Genomic DNA, 17,047 nt, shown 5'->3' on the forward strand with positions numbered 1-17,047 from the left:
CCGGATCAGGTATGAAAGCCATTATTGTAGGAGGGGGAATCGGCGGTCTGTGCACGGCGCTTGCACTGCAGCAGGCAGGTATAGAAGTCACCGTTAATGAGGCGGCTTCCAGGTTCAAGGGACTGGGAGCAGGCGTAGGGCTTGCTGCCAATGCCATGCAGGGGCTGCAGCGGCTGGGCGTTATGGACGACGTGGTGGCGAGAGGGAAACAGCTCGATGCGCTGGTGATCTTCGATGAGCACGGCCGTGAGATCAGCAACATGGATACCCGCCCCCTGAGCAACAGGTATGGCATCAACAATTTTGTGATTCACCGCGCCGACCTGCACGAAGTGCTGCTCAGTCACCTCAAGCCCGACACCGTGGTGCTGGGTAAGCGTTGCGAAGAAATACAGCAGCACGGCGATCAGGTGCAGATCATGTTCGCCGACGGCGGCCATACCACAGCCGATCTGCTCATCGCCGCCGATGGCATCAGTTCGGTAGTGCGCCAGCAACTGGTGCCCGACAGCGTGCCACGCTACGCCGGCTATACCTGCTGGCGGGCCGTAGTCGAGAATCCGGGTGTAGACATCAACAAGATGATATCGGCAGAAACCTGGGCACCCGAGGGCAGGGTAGGTATAGCGCCGCTGCAAGGCGACAAAATCTACTGGTATGCCTGCATCAACGCCCCACAGCGCGACGAGAAAATGCGCCGCATGACGCCCGAAAAACTGGCCCGCCACTTCGAAAAGGTGCATTCCCCTGTAGAAGCCGTGCTGGCCTCCACCTCACCGGATCAACTCATCTGGAACGACATAGCCGACCTGAAGCCGCTGAAGCATTTTGTGTATGGCCGTGTTGTGCTGCTCGGGGATGCCGCCCACGCCACCACGCCCAACATGGGGCAGGGCGCCTGCCAGGCGATAGAAGATGCCGTGGTGCTGGCGCAGTGCCTGCAGCAGGAACCCGTTCTATCCAATGCCCTAAAAAAATATGAAAAGCGCCGCAAGGCCCGTACTGCCAAAGTCATCCAACTGTCCAGAACCTTGGGGGAAGTCGCCCACTGGCGCAATCCGCTGCTGGGCAAGTTGCGGAACACGCTCTTCCGGGCCATGCCCCGGTTTATTACGCAGCGGCAGATGGAGGATTTGTACAAGGTTGATTTTTAAATCCGCCTGCGTTTTATGCCGCGGCTTCTAACGAAGTAACTTCCAGTAGATCATTTCATCGTCCCGCACGGTTTCCTGCATGCCCAGTTTTTCCAGCAGCCGGATAGAGGCGTCGTTTTCCAGAAGGCAGTTTGCTGTCACCGCTTTCACTTCCGGGTGCCAAAATGCCCAGTCCACTAGTGCTCTGGCCGTTTCTAGCCCGTACCCTTTCTGTTGCTCCTGCTCGATGATAGAGTAGCCGATGTCTACTGTTCCTTCTTTATTCGGCCCGCCTTTAAATCCGGCATCGCCAATCACAGTGGCATTGTGTTTCAGCACGATCATCCACGATTCAAAGCCGGTTGGCTCGGGTAGCTGCTCCAGCCTTTTGATGATCCGGGGTAAGCTGTCCATGCTTTCCTGGTCGGGCCAGAAGCGGGTGGGCTGCAGGCCGATCTCGGCCAGTATACCTGTGTTGAAGGCGTAGAGTGCCTGGGCTACCGGAAGTGTGAAGGGGATGAGGGCTAATCTTTGGGTATGGATGGGTTGGATGGGCAATGGCATAAAATTTTTTACTATTGATGGAATCAAATGTGGATTTTCAGCTTATGCTTTGCATTAATTAATACCTTCATCCTCCTCTTCTAATCTCTTCTCTATCTGAACGAAAGCGTTCTTGCATTCCTCAACGAACTTAGCCATTACCTTTAAGCTTACCAACCTATCAAAAGTAGGTGCGTGTGTTAAAAGGTTCACCGTCGTTTGGTGTAAACTTATGACTGTGTTTTGTCCTGGTAATGCTAACCCGTAGTTTGTAGGGCCAGTCAGTAAAACTTGATCCATTAACTCTTTGTCAATAAGCCCAAGCTTAAATTTTATACTTTTAGCACCAGAGTGAACCATGTTATTGGCAAGCTTATAATATGGTCTTAAGTGATTTAGGTTAACTTTCTTTTCTATTTCTGAGAAATTTGGTTTCCCTTTTATGATATGAGCAGCCCATCCATAGTCCTCCTTGAAGTCCTTTCCATATTTGTGTATCATGGCATCTTTTTGATTTCTCAAATATGTGAGTTCTTCTTCATTGAGCTTGGTCAAACCTAATTTTTCACCATACTCATCATAACACTGCGCTTCTTTAAAATTTGAAACGTACTCGTGGTCTAAAAATCTTTGAGCTGTTTCAGTGCCATTATCCTTAATAAAATATCCGATGACGGTAAGTTCATGCAAAGTTCTCCAGCGTGCCATTGCTCCATCGGAGAATCCACCTTTTAAAAGATTTAGTATCTCCTTTGAGATTTGAATAGCTCTCGCATGGAGCTTATGTAAAACTTCGAACAGAGGAGTGTCGATGCCCTTTTGTATATCTTCATGATATGACATCTTTCCTGCTTCTTCAGAAAGCAAGAAAATGGTTTCCAAAATATTGAAGGCTAAATTCCAGCGGCTACTTAACCGTGCTTCGAATGCAGCTGTCTCCTTCCTTCTAAAAGATACCTGTTCAGCCCTTTTTGCTTGTAACGCTTTATATAGGTCTGAATGCGAATCGTCTATTACCTATGGATTAAATTTGATAACTTCTCTTCTGTTAAGTCTATGTTAGCTTTTGTAGCCTCTTCTTCTATAATTGACAATAACCAATTATCTTCCATGTATTAATACTCATCGTGAGACATACTTAAATCCCCTAAAGAGGTTAATTTACTAATTTTAATAATAAGCTATATAGGAATATAAAATAATCGCTCCTTCCTAAATCGTTATTAACAAATAAAAAACGGGGACTTTTTAGCCCCCGTCAGTTACCTTCCGAACTAGGAAATCCGGAAGAGCAATTTATACTTATGCTGTGACTTGATATCCGATAGGTATGTCGTGATACGCAAACCTACACCAACCCCTGCTTCACCAAATACTCTGCAATCTGCACCGCATTCGTAGCAGCGCCTTTGCGCAGGTTGTCGGCCACGATCCACATGTTTAAAGTGCGCGGCTGCGTTTCGTCTAAGCGCACGCGGCCTACGAGTACTTCATCTTTGCCGTGGGCATCTTTCGGCATCGGGTATTGCAGATTCTTCACATCGTCTACCACCTTCACGCCTTCAGTTTCGTTCAGGATGCGGTATACCTCGTCCAGCGTAAAGTCCTTCTCAAACTCCACGTTCACTGACTCGGAGTGGCCGCCCATAACAGGTATACGCACTGCCGTAGCCGTCACGCGGATGGAGTCGTCGCCCATGATCTTCTTGGTCTCCAGGATCATCTTCATCTCCTCTTTAGTGTAGCCGTTGTCTGTGAACACGTCTATGTGCGGCAACACGTTCAGGTCGATGGTATACGGGTAAGCTTTCTCGCCTTCCTTGCCTTCACGCTCGTTCATGAGTTGCTCCACTGCCTTCACGCCCGTGCCCGTTACCGACTGGTAGGTGCTTACCACAATGCGGGTAGCCTTCAGCTCCTCGTGCAGCTTGTTCAGGGCCACTACCATCTGGATGGTCGAGCAGTTCGGGTTGGCAATGATTTTGTCTTCTTTGGTCAGCTCTTTGGCGTTAATCTCCGGCACCACTAGCTTCTTGGTAGGGTCCATGCGCCAGGCCGAGGAGTTGTCTACGACTACAATGCCCGCTTCGGCAAACTTCGGAGCCCACTCGGTAGAGGTGCTGCCACCTGCTGAGAAAATGGCGATGTGTGGGGCGGCCGCAATCGCGTCCTGCATCCCGATCACCTTTATCTGTTTACCCTTAAACGCCATCTGTTTACCAACAGATCTCTCAGAAGCAACCAACAACAGTTCCGTTACCGGGAAGTCGCGCTCCGCCAGTACTTTCAAAATCTCGCCGCCCACCAATCCGGTGGCGCCTACTACTGCTACTTTCATTGTTTAGGGTATATTATTTAATTGTGTAATTGTTGATGGGTGAATTGTTGGGTGCATGATTGACCTGCCACTCTTTTTATCAAGGGGCCCTGCCTCCGGCGAGGATTTTTCTGTACGATTCGGATAGGTCGTGACCTGTTCCTACGCGCCCTCTCTAACCTGGGACTCTTAAAAAACCTTCAACTCCAAAATTCTCTAACGCCTCAACTTCCTCTAACTAACTCTCTTAGCTCGCGTAAAAGTTCTAAATTTTACAAAAGCGGCCGGTTCACTTTCCTCACAACATCCTCGGATACTTGTGAGGTTCTTATTTTTTATGTGGGTTCGTGACCCGCCTTTCCCCTTTTGCGGCTGCGAAGTTCGTAAGTTTTCACCGAAACATCTGCGCATGAAACAAACTTTACGCCAGGCATTTGTAATTACAGAGCACATATTTACTATTTTGGGTGAAGGGTTAACCAGAGGCCGGGTCATTAGCAACAGCACTTTTTGTCGCACTGGTTACCAGGATCCTTTCAGGATGACAAAGTGGGTTTATGCATTTTGGAAACTTGTCCATTGTCTCTTTTGGCATGCCATTGAAGCGGTTTCTGCTCGCAAAATACTAATTGCAGGAGTTCTGCTCTTTCTCCCATACCTGGCTGCCGCCCAACTTCAGGACGACTTCTCAGATGGCAACTTCACCCAAAACCCCATCTGGACAGGTGATGTGAACGGCTTTGTGGTAAATTCCCAGAGCCAACTGCAAAGCAACGGCCCTGCCGTAACGGGCACCATGCTATACCTGGCCACGCCCTCGCAGGCGACGGTGGGCACGGTTTGGGAGTTCTGGGCTAATCTGCGCCTAGCTACTTCCTCTAGTAACTACGCTGATATCTTTCTGATCTCTGACAAAGAAGAACTCAAAGCCGCTGATGTGAACGGCTATTTTGTACGCATTGGCAACACGGCCGACGAGGTGAGTCTCTTCCGAAAAGACGCTGGTAAACCAGCTGTGATAATCATTAACGGCGAAGACAAAACGGTGGCGACTTCCAACAACATCGTGCGGGTGCGGGTAACGCGAAGCCCCGACTATACCTGGCGGTTAGAGATCGATGTGACGGGTACAGGACAAAGCTACAGGAGCCAGGGTACGGTAACAGATGCCACGCACAAGCGCTCTGCCTATTTTGGGGTGCTGGTCAGGTATAGCTCGGCCAACAGTCAGCGATTTCATTTTGATGACTTCCGGATAACCGACACTAATCCGCCGGTGCTGGAAAGTGCACAGCCGCTGAGCCCGCAAACGCTGGAGCTGCGCTTTAACGAGCCGCTGGCCCGGGAGCAAGCCCTGAATCCCGCGAACTATACCTTGAACGGCAACATCAAGCCGACTTCTGCTGAACTCACAGCAGGAGGCACAGTGCTGCTTACTTTTGCCCAATCGCTGCGAAACGGGGGAAATACGATTACAGTAGCAGGTATAGCCGACCTATATGGCAATGCCCTAAAAGGAGCTGTAGAGCTGACTTTCCAGTATGCGCTGCCGCCTGTGCTGCCCGGGTATAATGAGTTGCTCATTACCGAGATCATGGCCCGCGAAACACCGGCTATCGGCTTGCCGGCAGTAGAGTACATCGAGCTACACAACCCGACCGACAAAGTGCTCACCCTGCAGGGTATACGCTACTCTGATGCTACCTCTACCACAGTGTTGCCCAACGTTTTGTTGCAGCCGGGCGAGTATGCCGTGGTCGTGCCCAACACCCAAGTGGCCAATTTTACGGAGTACGGCCGCGTAATCGGGATCAGCAATTTTCCGAGCCTCAACAATACCGGAGAGCTCCTGCAGCTGCGCCAGCCCAATGGCCGTTTGATCTATGCCGTGAATTACAGCGACGCCTGGTACCGCGACAGCAACAAGCGCAACGGCGGCTGGAGCCTGGAGATGATCGATGTGACAAACCCCTGTGCCGACGCCGAAAACTGGATCGCCTCCAACGACCCGCGTGGCGGCACGCCGGCCCAGCCCAACTCCGTAGCCGCTTCTATACCTGATAACACGCCTCCAGCACTATTACATGTCACTGCTCTGGCGCCTGACCGACTGTTGCTGCGCTTCAACGAACGCCTTGATAGCGCGCAGGTCGCGGAAGTGAGCCGCTATACCTTGAGTCCGGCAGGTATAGGTATAGCTGCAGCGCAGGTTGTCTCGCCGCTGTTTGAAGAGGTGGTGCTATACCTGAATAGTCCGCTGCAGGAGCACCAACGCTATACCTTAACCGCCACCGGCATACGCGACTGCGCCGGCAACCTGAGCCCGCAGCCGCTCACTGCTACCTTTGCCCTGCCGTCTTCACCAGAGCCCGGCGATGTGGTCATCAACGAAGTGCTCTTTAACCCCAGGCCTGGCGGCGTGGATTTTGTGGAACTGGTCAACCGCAGCGACAAATACATCAGCCTACAGAACTGGCAACTGGCCAACATCAGCAACGACAGCATCGCCAGCCGGCGGGAGATCACGACAGCCCCTTATGTACTGGAGCCCGGCCAATACGTGGTGCTCACGACCAATCCGGAGAACATCAAAAGCAACTACCCGGCAGCTCGCGAAGAGACCTTCCTGCGGATGACCTCGCTGCCTTCTTACCCCGATGCGGCTGGCTCGGTGGTGGTATTACAATCTGATGGCCGCATCGCTGACCATTTCGACTACAGCGAACGCATGCACTTCAGCCTGATCGATGACCGCAATGGTATTTCGCTGGAGAGGATCCGGCTGGAGGGACCCACTGCTCTCGATAACTTTCACTCTGCGGCCACCTCCATAGGAGCCACGCCCGGATACCTTAATTCGCAATCGCAGGGAGGTATAGCGGCACAGCGTATGTTCACGGTGGAGCCCAGGGTTTTCTCTCCGGATGGGGACGGTTACGAAGATTTTACCACCATCAACTTCAACGCTGACCAGAGCGGTCTTGTCGCCAACATCACCGTGTTTGATGCGCAGGGCCGGGAAGTGCGCAAACTGGTGCGCAACGAACTGCTGGCCACTGACGGCTTCTTCCGATGGGACGGCACCCGGCAGGACGGCTCCAAAGCCGCTATTGGCTACTACCTGTTCTATATCGAGTTATTCGACCTGGACGGGCGAAAGAGCGTGCACAAAGAGCGGGTGGTAATAGGTGGAAGACTTTAGGAGCTTGGCAGATGGGGAAGTGGGAAGGTTAAAAAGCTATGATGTAGCAACGTTACACCGTAACGACGTTTCTGTGCATAAACCAATCCAAACGTTCCCAGTCTAAATGCTCTTTCGGACACCCATGTCCGGAAGTAATGCTGCTGGGGACATCCTTGTCCCCGTATACCTGCAAATGAAACTTACACACGGGGATTAGAAAATCCCCGTGTGTGGGAATAGGGTCCCTCTCTTTGCTTCGGGATTGATAAGTCCCAAAGAGCCTGATATAAAAGTCTTTCAGAAAATGTGATCGTCTGTAGTGACAGGTCGCCACCTGAGCGAATCGTGCACTATTCTGCCTTCGCCCTCGCTCGCGTCCCGCGAGTGTGCGCTATCAGGCCGACTCTCACCGCTTTTCCAAATGCTCTTTCGGACATTCATGTCCGAAAGCGATCTGTTGGTGATGTCCACATCCCCGTATGTCCCTCTTGTTCTCAGGTATAGGGGACAAGGATGTCCCCGGCAGCATTACTTTCGGACACAGATGTCCGAAAGAGTATGAGTCGCGACCTGCCCAAAGCGTATGTAGGTATACCTGTTCAAGCCCCACACTGAAACACCTGACTGCATCTTCCACAGAAATGCCCGCTGGGGGAGTGCCCTTCGACAAAAGGAGGGGCAAGGTGGGCTAATCGTGCACCTAACAACTCAACAATTTAACAATTAATCCATCTCAATCCATTAACAGGTATAACCCTTAATCTAGCCCCTCTTAAAGTCATATAAAACCTCCATAAACTAACTTCTTTGGAAGACGACTAATTATGTTAGCAACTTTGTTGATAACTCGCACTTATCCACAGCTGCTTGCTACATTTTTTAGAATATAGGCTTAATTCTGCTGTGGATTGCCAACTGAGCAGTAACCTGTCCCAATTTGTCAGGCAGCGGCATTTTAAGGCGCGCCAGATAGCGGGCCCAATGCCTTTGACATAAAAGAGCTGCAACCCGGCGGGCTGGTCATTCTCCGCAGGTATGCTTTCCGGGGCGACTATACCCAAGTTGTGCGGGAACTCTATTGTAGTATGAATGGGGAGTTAAGGTCGTGACAGCAGATGGGGGAAGAGGGGAAGGCCATACCTAACGAAAATCAGAAAAAGAAGCTATACCTTTGCATTTCGCTGCGGCCCTGCGTAATGGTCAGTAGCTAACCAGTAACGCAACACCATGAAGTTCGAAGATTACCGCATATCCGACGAGATCAAGAAAAGCCTGGACAAGCTTGGTTTCCGCAAACCGACCGATATCCAGTTCAAAGCCATACCGCCCATTATGAAAGGGGAGGACGTGCTGGCCATTGCCCAGACAGGTACGGGCAAAACGGCAGCCTTCGCTATACCTATACTCGACAGGCTGCAGTACGCGATCAACCGCCGTCGCTCCGATGGTATAAAGTGCGTGGTAATGGTGCCTACCCGCGAACTGGCAGTACAAATTACGGAGGTGTTCGAAGAATTAGGTCGCTTTACCCGCGTGAAGACATTCTGCGTGTTCGGTGGCGTGGAGCAGGGGCCGCAGATCGCCAAACTGGAGGCAGGTATAGACATACTGGTGGCGACACCCGGCCGCCTGTTCGACCTCGTGAGCCAGGGATACATCCGCCTGGAGCGTGTAGAGGTGCTGGTGCTCGACGAGGCTGACCATATGCTCGACCTGGGTTTCATCCACGACATTCGTCAGCTGATCACCAAATTGCCCCGCAAGCGCCAGACGTTGTTCTTCTCAGCGACCATCAACGAGAAGATAAAGGAGCTGGCCTATTCGCTCGTAAACAAGCCCGTGCGCATCCAGATCTCGCCCAAAGACCCCGTGTCCAAAAACGTGGACCACTCCGTAATGTATGTGGAGATGGACGAGAAGCGCTTTTTTCTGGAGCGTGTCGTAAAGGAGAATCCGGATAAGAAGATACTGGCCTTTGTGCGCACGCAGGTGCGCGCTGAGCGTGTGGTGGCGGCCATGGAGCGCGTAGGTATAGAAGCGTTGAGCATCCACGGCGGCAAAGAGCAGAAGGACCGCACCGACGTGATGAAGCGCTTCAAAAAAGGCGACGTGAAGCTGTTGATTGCGACCGATGTGAGTGCCCGAGGTATAGACATCCCCAACGTGGATTACGTGGTGAACTATGACCTGCCCGATCAGCCCGAGAACTATGTGCACCGCGTGGGCCGTACCGGCCGTGGCACCGCCAAAGGTATAGCTGTGTCGTTCTGCAGCTCTGAAGAGAAGCCGATCCTGGACGAAATCCAAACCTACCTCACCAAAGACATCAAGGTGCTGCAGCTCGACCCGGAGGACCGCGAAGCCACCATTGACTTCAGCCCGGAGGCTAAATTCGACTGGAAAGCCCTGATGAAAGAAGCAGAGGAAACAGAGTCGAAAGTGAAGGCCGGCAAAGCCAAAAAAGCCAAAGCAAAGGCCAAGAAAAAGAAATAGACAGGTATAGCTGATATAAGCAAAGGCCTGCATGGACGTTCTGTCTGTGCAGGCCTTTGCTTATAATTGGCAGTAGTAGTCGAGTGGCAGCACGCCGACCTTTCTTGAAGTTACTGAATCGTTTTGAACAGCCCATCCTGCTGCTTTGGCGAAGCAGTGCAGCGAAAGGAACAGCAGCAGGGTGAGAACGATATGCTTCAAGATGCTTTCACTTTTTTGGCTTTGCGCTGTGCTTTGATGTAGGCCAGCAGATCATCCAGCTTCTCAGGAGAGATGACCTCCTTCTTGAAAGCAGGCATCGCACCCAGCCCGTTTCTGATCTGGAACCGGATGACAAAGCCTGGAGCAGGCTTATCGTTGATGGCAGGTCCCAAACCGGTTTCCCCTCCCGGGTGGCATGGCTGGCAGTAGGTGTTGAAAACAACCTCCCCTTGGGCTATGGCAGGCTCAGAGGTAGGGATGGGTGCATACGTGGGCTCACCCCGTTTTGCCGTGCCGCAGGCCACGGTGAACAGCAGACCGAATAGCAGCAAGGTATAGCGTAGTCTCATGGCCGGCTTAGTTATTGTTTCTGCTTACTTTCCACACGACACCTGTCTTTTGCTGCGGGGCAGGTCCCTGCTCGGTCATCTGCATCACACCGAAATCCACGATGTACAGACTCTGCCCGTCCGGTGAGAACTTAACAGCCATGGGCCTCTCAAGACCTCCGTGCTTCAGCTTGGAGGCCGGCCCGTTCTCCTTGCCTTTGTTCACGGCAAAGTCTGTGATGATGCCGTTGCTCACATCAACCCGCACGACTTTAAAACCGACCGGGTCCAGTACTTTCCCGGCATTCGGTGCCATGTCGCCAAACTGGGCAATAAAAGCCTGGCCCTGGTATCCAAAGCTGTCTCCTCTGGAAAAGTCCATGCCGTTAGAAGAGGAATGCACACCCAGTGTGGCGGTTGGCCGGGGCGGTTTGTTGGGATGCCTGGCGAGCAGTGGTTTGGGGGCGACTCCGCCGGGTTTGCCAAATTTTTCGCCATCAAAGGCCAGTCCGCCCGAATAATCAGGCCAGCCGTACCAGGTGCCGGACTGTACCTGCCAGAGGTAATCGCCGGTTCCCCAAACGGGCCGGCTGCCTCTTTCATCGTAACTGTTATCGGTCACGTACAGCTTGCCATCAGGGGCGAAGGCGATGCCGAAGGGGTTGCGAAAGCCCCAGGCAACGAGTTCTGGCTTACCGCCTTCCAGGGGCACCCGCATGACGGCGCCTGAGCAGGGCACGCGTCCTTTGATGACCTGGCCGATGGTGGTAGGCGTGCCATAAGGAGAGTAGGCGCCCGTGGACTTCTTGCCCGGGTTGTCAGGCAGGGGGCTATCGGTGGTGAAGTTCTGACCTGTTAGCGTGATATCGTCGCAGGGCACATCATGGTAGTCCGGGAACCGTTTCAGCCATCCGAAGTCGGCATTGTCGGTTCCCACTACAGCGGAGTTTGTCGCAGTTCCTTGCCCGAAATAGATGAAGCCGTCGGAGCCCACTGCCAGGGCATCCGTATGGTGGTCACCCAGAGAGGGCATACCCTCGGCGATGGTACTCAGCGCACCATCAGGCGTGATGCGCAGGATCTTACCTCCCTCCATCTGGCCGCCCTCCGAAACATAGAAGTTGCCGTTGTGAAAGACGACTCCCGTCCAGGGGCCGTTTTTCTGGCCCGCAGCTACCTGTGTCAGACCGCCTCCCTGGTCCAGGCGCAGGAGTTTTGGCTCCAGGAAAACCTCACCATAAGCATAACCCGCTTCAATCACATAGGCCCGGCCCTGTTCGTCAAACGTCAGGCCGGTAGGAAATGTGAGGCCCGTCGCAACCGCCTCGACTGTGTACCCGGACGGTAATTCGATGTCGGCCCCATTTACCGGTCTGGAGTCCGTTCTGATATCTCCCTGACCACCGCCCTCAGATGAGAGGGTTCGGTAGCAGCTGCTTAGCCCAATCAGAATCAGCAGGGACAAGAAGTACTGGTTTTTCATAACTATGCGGTTATAAATTATCACATAAATAACTTATACCGATTAACGAGTTGTATTTTTTAAAGTTATGAGCATGAGGCCTTTAACATGAGTTCAGGTTGACCTTCTTAATTGAACCAGCCTATTCCTTGTTAAACCATGTTATCCGGAAGGCCCCCGCAGGTATTTGGCAAAAGGTATCTGAAACAGGAAGGGCCTTGCTTTCTTGCAAGGCCCTTCCTGTCTTATTAGCAACTATACCTGACTTGCAGGAAGCCATTGCGGTACAGTTTGTTTTCAGTTGGGATCAGCTTCAGTTTGTGTTCCTGCGCCTCCTCCGAGAAAAGCGGAATGCCTTTGCCCAGCACAATCGGGATATAGGTTAGTACGATTTCATCCAATAGGCCTGCGTTGAGTACCGTAGCATTCAGCTGCCCGCCTCCCATGAGCCAAATGTCTTTGCCAGGTTGCTCTTTTAGCTTTTCGATGAAGTCCACCACATTGTCCTTCACAAAAGACACATGCTCGGTGTCCTGTTGCTCTGAGTGGCTGAATACGTAGTTCTTGAGGTCAGGGTAGGGGAAAGGCATGTCGAAGCCCAGCACCTGCTTGTAGGTGGTATGGCCCATCAGGGTCGTGTCGATGGTCTGCAGGAAAGCAGTATAGCCGAAGTCCTCGTCCGGGATGTTGTATTTCTTGTCGTGGAGCCAGTCTATGTTTCCGTCAGGTCGGGCTATATACCCATCGGTGCTGGCCGCAATGTATAGGATGATCTTTCTCATAGCGCTATAGGTACGTAAAGCCGGCGCTCAGGTATAGCAAGTGAGGTACTATAATTAGAGTACAGCGCTTTTTACCCGGTGCTGCTCCCCTGCGCAGCCATTGTAGTCGAGTGCCTGGTTCACGGGGCAATAGCGCAGCATACCTGTCACAATAGGTATAACCCCGATGGCGGATAGGGCCTTCATATTATAATATGCTCCGACCCCAATCATGGCAAGACCTGCCAACACACGAATCTTTTGCTCAGTCAATCCTACGTTACATTCCATATCGTTATCTTTTATACCTTTTACTGTCATACGAGACGCCTGCGGGAAGGTGTTCTAAATTGATGTTGTTATAATTTGGACAATCATGATATTAAGTATACCTTATAGGGGCAATGCGAGCAGAAAGCAGAAATAGCGCCCTTTATGTAGCCCGTAACACTATACCGGAGGCCGCTGCCTGGATACTGGGCGTGTTGCTGCTGGCCGGTCTGGAACCGGCAGGGGACCATCTGTTCAGTTTATGCCCGGTGAGTTGGGTATGGCAGGGCGGTTGTCCGGGTTGCGGCCTTGGGCATAGCATTGCCTACCTGCTCAGGGGAGAACTAGCGCTTTCCTGGCAGGCCCACCTGCTGGGGGTGCCCGCGTTGTTGCTGCTAAGCTGGCGTGTGACGGGACTGTTAGCACAGTCCCGCAAATTATACCTGCATCACTCTAAACTATAAACTATGGCTAATGTATTTAATTTAATGCCCGAACTCGAGCCCGATGAGATGGCTTATGTACAAGGTTTGCTGAACTCCATGTCGGATTACGAGGCGCAGCAGTTCACGTCTGTTTACAGAGCGCGGCGACGGGAGCCATTGCTTGTGCTGATCACGGCCGCCATAGGCTTTTTTGGGGTGGCCGGAGTGCACCGCTTTGTGTTGGGGCATGTAGGCATGGGGCTGCTTTACCTCTTCACGGGCGGCCTGTGTTTTATTGGCACCATCCTCGATGTGATCAACTATAAGCGACTGGCATTTGAGTACAACATCAAGGAAGCACAGCAGGCCCATGCCATCGTTATGGCCCAGTCAGGTGCTTACGGCGGCTCCGGGGACTACGGTGTTTAGCCTTTGTTACAGATGCCGTCCTCTCTGCCATAACACCTCGTGTACCGGGTAAGAAAAATTCTTCTGGATAAATGCAGTAGCAGGTAGCGGTATGTCTTGAATATCCTCCAATAAAATATATGTTTTATCGAATGATGTGGCCTTCAGTGCGTTGCAAAGGCCATTTTGTGCCTTTAAACGCTGTCAGAGGGATATTAAAGGGCCGAAAAAAATATTACGCAGAATCTTTGTTAAGGTTTTGTTAAATGTTTTTAATGCCTATATTTGGAGATAAAACTATTCTATTACCTAATCTATTTATCAACAACCTAACAAAACAAGTGTAGTTTATGAAGAAAGTATTACTACTTAACTTCTTGTTCTTGTTTGCGCTTTTGGGCCAGGTAGCGGCACAAAGCAGGACAATAACAGGTAAAGTTACGGGGGCAGGGGACGGAGTACCTCTTCCTGGGGTATCTGTAGTTGTGAAAGGTACCACTACTGGTACAGCAACGAATGCAGACGGATCATTCAGCGTAAACGTACCAGAAAATGCGAACACATTGGTGTTCCGTTACATCGGATACGTGGCACAAGAGGTAGCGATTGGCGCAAATACTTCTATTAACGTGGCATTGGAAATGGATAGCAAGCAGCTGTCAGAGGTTGTAATCCAGGTTCCTTACGGTACTGTGGCAAAAACAGCCTTTACTGGTGCTGAGTCTACTATTACTACAAAAGCGATCGAGAGACAGCAGGTAACATCTGTTACACGCGTTCTTGAAGGCCTTGTACCAGGTATCCAAACTACCAACGGTGGTGGTACTCCTGGTTCTAACGCATCTGTGCGTATCCGTGGTATTGGTTCCATCAACTCTAGCAACGAGCCACTTTATGTAGTAGACGGTGTTCCTTTCGATGGTACACTTCAGTCTATTTCAACTGATGACATCGCGTCTGTAACGGTATTGAAAGATGCTGCAGCTGCTGCCCTTTACGGTGCTCGTGCTGCGAACGGTGTGATCATGATCACAACTAAGAGAGGTAAGACTGGCAAGCCTAGCATTGCGGTTAACCTGAGAAGAGGTGTTTCTGACCGTGCTATCAAAGAGTACGACCGTGTTAATGAGCAGGAGTACTATGAATTGATGTGGGAAGCGATGCGTAACGCAAAGCTTGGAGGCGCGCCTAAACCTGGCCAAGATCTCACAGCTGCTAACCAATTTGCTTCTGATAACATTGCAGGTGGTAACGGTCTTGTTTACAACCCATTCAACGTGTCAGGTGCCCAGGTGATCGATCCGGCAACTGGCCGTCTGAACCCAAATGCTCGCTTGCTTTACAGCGACTCTTGGTCTGATGTATTATTCCAGCAGTCTAACCGTACGGACGTGAACATGAACGTGTCTGGCGGTGCTGAGAAGAGCGATTACTACCTGTCTGTTGGTTATATCAAAGAGGATGGTATCGCTAAATTCTCTGGCTATGACCGTGTAAACGCACGAGCCAGCATCAATACGCAAGTAACTGATTGGTTGAAGTCAGGTATCAACATTTCAGGTAACATGTCTGAGAACCAAGGTAACTACGCTACTGGTACTGCTACATCTAACCCATTCTACTACTCTCGCTACATGGGCCCAATCTATCCGGTATGGCAGCGTGATGGCGAAGGTAATTTCGTAACGGATCCTATTCGTGGTGGTAATGCACTTGACTGGGGTAATGCAAACCAGATGGGTGCAAGACCTTATGCGCCAAACTCTAACCTGCTGGGTACACTTGCACTTGATGAAAATTCAACAAGAAGAAGTGAAGCAACTGTGAATACTTTTGCAGAAGTAAAATTCCTGGAAGATTTTACGTTCAAAACGACTTTTGGTGGTAACTACTACAATGGTTTCGGAACTGCTTACCAGAACTCACAATTTGGCGATGCAGCGAACGTAGCTGGCCGATCTACTAAGTCTGATAGAAGAACTACTTCCTACACGTTCAACCAAGTGTTGACCTGGAACAAGCAGTTTGGTGACCATAGCCTGCGTGCATTGGCTGGTCACGAGAACTATGATTATGAAACTAGAAGTGTAACAGCTACGAGGACTGGCTTCGCATTCCCTGGAACAACTGAACTTGCTTCTGCTGCTACCATAACTGGCGGTAACTCAACTTATGCTAATCATAAGATCGAATCATACTTCTCCCAGTTGAACTATAGCCTTTCTGACAAATACATGGCATCTGCCAGCTTCAGAAGAGACGGTACTTCTCGCTTCCATAAAGACTCTCGTTGGGGTAACTTCTACTCTATCGGTGCAGGCTGGAGAATTTCAGAGGAAGACTTCCTATCTGCGGATTGGGTTGATGAGTTGAAGCTGAGAGGTAGCTACGGTGAGCAGGGTAACGAAAACACAGGTACGGAAGATAACGATTACTATAGATGGCAAGGTCTGTATTCACTGGGTTGGAACAACGTAAACGCTCCTGGTGCTATCGTTACTTCTCTTCCTGCCACAGAACTGGTGTGGGAGTCTAACGCAAACTTCAATATCGGTGCGGACTTCAGATTCTTCAACAAATTAGAAGGTACAGTGGAGTATTTCCAGCGTATCTCTAGCAACCTCTTGTTCGCAATTCCATTACCTTACTCAACTGGTGGTTTGGAGAAGTGGGAAAACATCGGTACTATGTCTAACAATGGTTGGGAATTGCAGTTGGGTTACAATGCAGTTTCTACTAACGATTTTGACTGGAGAATGGATGTGAACCTGACTAGCTACAAGAACAAGATCACAAAGATGCCTGACGGTGACCCAATCATCAGTGGCACGAAGCGTCTTGCTGAAGGTAAAGACATCTATGCTTTCTGGTTGCGTGAATACTACGGTGTAGATCCATCAAATGGTGATGCATTGTACCGCACTGACCACACGCTGTATAAGCCAAATAACCCAGCTTACCAGATCATCGGCCAGGATACGGTAACGAATGCTATCAACAACGCTACTTATGCTTATCAAGGTTCTGCTATCCCTGATCTAATCGGTGGTTTCACTAACTCATTCCGTTACAAAGGTTTTGACCTGTCTTTCCTGATGACATTCCAGGTGGGTGGCAAGTTCTACGACAGTAACTATGGTAGCTTGATGCACAGAGGTACTTATGGTACACACTTCAGCAAAGATATGTTGAACCGTTGGACTCCAGAGAACACCAATACGGATGTACCTAGACTGCAGCAAGGTTTGGCTACGCAGGATGGTGCTTCTACAAGATGGCTGTTCGACGCATCTTACCTGAACATCAAGAATATCAACTTTGGCTATACACTGCCAAACACGTTGACTTCAAGAGTAGGTGTAAACAACATGCGTGCATTTGTATCTGTTGACAATGCCAAGATCTTCACGAAGAACGAAGGTATGGACCCTCAGCGTAGCTTCACTGGTACATCAGACTTCACTTACCCAGTGATGCGTACTTTCACGTTTGGTCTAAACGCTAACTTTTAATTAGGAATA

14 protein-coding genes are annotated in these 17,047 nt (G+C 50.8%); 6 read left to right on the forward strand and 8 right to left on the reverse strand.

Annotated features, from left to right (window positions below; genetic code table 11):
- Window positions 1-11 precede the first annotated feature (11 nt).
- Complete coding sequence (locus Q4E40_RS04250) at window positions 12-1,154, forward strand: FAD-dependent monooxygenase (RefSeq protein WP_303410263.1); 1,143 nt, start codon at window positions 12-14, stop codon at window positions 1,152-1,154.
- 27 nt (window positions 1,155-1,181) lie between these two features.
- On the opposite strand, the gene Q4E40_RS04255 is transcribed toward Q4E40_RS04250, so the two are convergent.
- From Q4E40_RS04255 to Q4E40_RS04265, 3 genes are all read right to left on the reverse strand, one after another.
- The gene (locus Q4E40_RS04255) at window positions 1,182-1,697 is read right to left on the reverse strand and encodes a GNAT family N-acetyltransferase (RefSeq protein ID WP_303410264.1); all 516 of its coding nucleotides are present in this window, start codon (window positions 1,695-1,697) and stop codon (window positions 1,182-1,184) included.
- A 54-nt stretch (window positions 1,698-1,751) separates the two neighbouring features.
- The gene (locus Q4E40_RS04260) at window positions 1,752-2,558 is read right to left on the reverse strand and encodes a DUF5677 domain-containing protein (protein ID WP_303410265.1); all 807 of its coding nucleotides are present in this window, start codon (window positions 2,556-2,558) and stop codon (window positions 1,752-1,754) included.
- A gap of 466 nt (window positions 2,559-3,024) precedes the next feature.
- On the reverse strand, window positions 3,025-4,014 hold the full coding sequence (locus Q4E40_RS04265; protein ID WP_303410266.1) for an aspartate-semialdehyde dehydrogenase: 990 nt from the start codon (window positions 4,012-4,014) through the stop codon (window positions 3,025-3,027).
- Between the two features lie 520 nt (window positions 4,015-4,534).
- Here Q4E40_RS04265 and Q4E40_RS04270 point away from each other — a divergent pair.
- Window positions 4,535-7,195: a lamin tail domain-containing protein gene (locus Q4E40_RS04270; protein WP_303410268.1), complete on the forward strand. Its 2,661-nt coding sequence runs from the start codon at window positions 4,535-4,537 to the stop codon at window positions 7,193-7,195.
- 1,209 nt (window positions 7,196-8,404) lie between these two features.
- Window positions 8,405-9,670 (forward strand): DEAD/DEAH box helicase, encoded by a 1,266-nt coding sequence (locus tag Q4E40_RS04275; RefSeq protein ID WP_303410270.1) that lies wholly within the window; start codon window positions 8,405-8,407, stop codon window positions 9,668-9,670.
- Between the two features lie 60 nt (window positions 9,671-9,730).
- Here Q4E40_RS04275 and Q4E40_RS04280 read toward each other — a convergent pair whose 3' ends face one another.
- The 5 genes from Q4E40_RS04280 to Q4E40_RS04300 form a co-directional block, all read right to left on the reverse strand.
- Window positions 9,731-9,871 carry a hypothetical protein gene (locus tag Q4E40_RS04280; protein ID WP_303410272.1) on the reverse strand — a complete coding sequence of 47 codons (141 nt, stop codon included), beginning with the start codon at window positions 9,869-9,871 and terminating at the stop codon, window positions 9,731-9,733.
- Entirely contained in the window at window positions 9,868-10,221 is a 354-nt protein-coding gene (locus Q4E40_RS04285) for a c-type cytochrome (RefSeq protein ID WP_303410273.1), read from the reverse strand. Before Q4E40_RS04285 ends, Q4E40_RS04280 begins: the two co-directional genes overlap by 4 nt.
- Before the next feature lie 7 nt (window positions 10,222-10,228).
- Entirely contained in the window at window positions 10,229-11,683 is a 1,455-nt protein-coding gene (locus tag Q4E40_RS04290) for a PQQ-dependent sugar dehydrogenase (protein WP_303410275.1), read from the reverse strand.
- Between the two features lie 227 nt (window positions 11,684-11,910).
- Window positions 11,911-12,444 (reverse strand): dihydrofolate reductase family protein, encoded by a 534-nt coding sequence (locus Q4E40_RS04295; protein ID WP_303410276.1) that lies wholly within the window; start codon window positions 12,442-12,444, stop codon window positions 11,911-11,913.
- A 54-nt stretch (window positions 12,445-12,498) separates the two neighbouring features.
- Window positions 12,499-12,714: a YgaP family membrane protein gene (locus tag Q4E40_RS04300; RefSeq protein WP_303410277.1), complete on the reverse strand. Its 216-nt coding sequence runs from the start codon at window positions 12,712-12,714 to the stop codon at window positions 12,499-12,501.
- Between the two features lie 113 nt (window positions 12,715-12,827).
- Here Q4E40_RS04300 and Q4E40_RS04305 point away from each other — a divergent pair, with 113 nt between their 5' ends.
- The 3 genes from Q4E40_RS04305 (at window position 12,828) to Q4E40_RS04315 (ending at window position 17,038) form a co-directional block, all read left to right on the forward strand.
- Window positions 12,828-13,157 (forward strand): DUF2752 domain-containing protein, encoded by a 330-nt coding sequence (locus Q4E40_RS04305; protein WP_303410278.1) that lies wholly within the window; start codon window positions 12,828-12,830, stop codon window positions 13,155-13,157.
- A 3-nt stretch (window positions 13,158-13,160) separates the two neighbouring features.
- Entirely contained in the window at window positions 13,161-13,547 is a 387-nt protein-coding gene (locus Q4E40_RS04310; RefSeq protein ID WP_303410279.1) for a TM2 domain-containing protein, read from the forward strand.
- Between the two features lie 329 nt (window positions 13,548-13,876).
- A complete protein-coding gene (locus Q4E40_RS04315) occupies window positions 13,877-17,038 on the forward strand; it encodes a SusC/RagA family TonB-linked outer membrane protein (protein ID WP_303410280.1) in 3,162 nt (1,053 codons plus the stop codon).
- Window positions 17,039-17,047: the final 9 nt, after the last annotated feature.

Source organism: Pontibacter coccineus, assembly GCF_030546575.1.
Classification (GTDB): Bacteria; Bacteroidota; Bacteroidia; order Cytophagales; family Hymenobacteraceae; genus Pontibacter; species Pontibacter coccineus.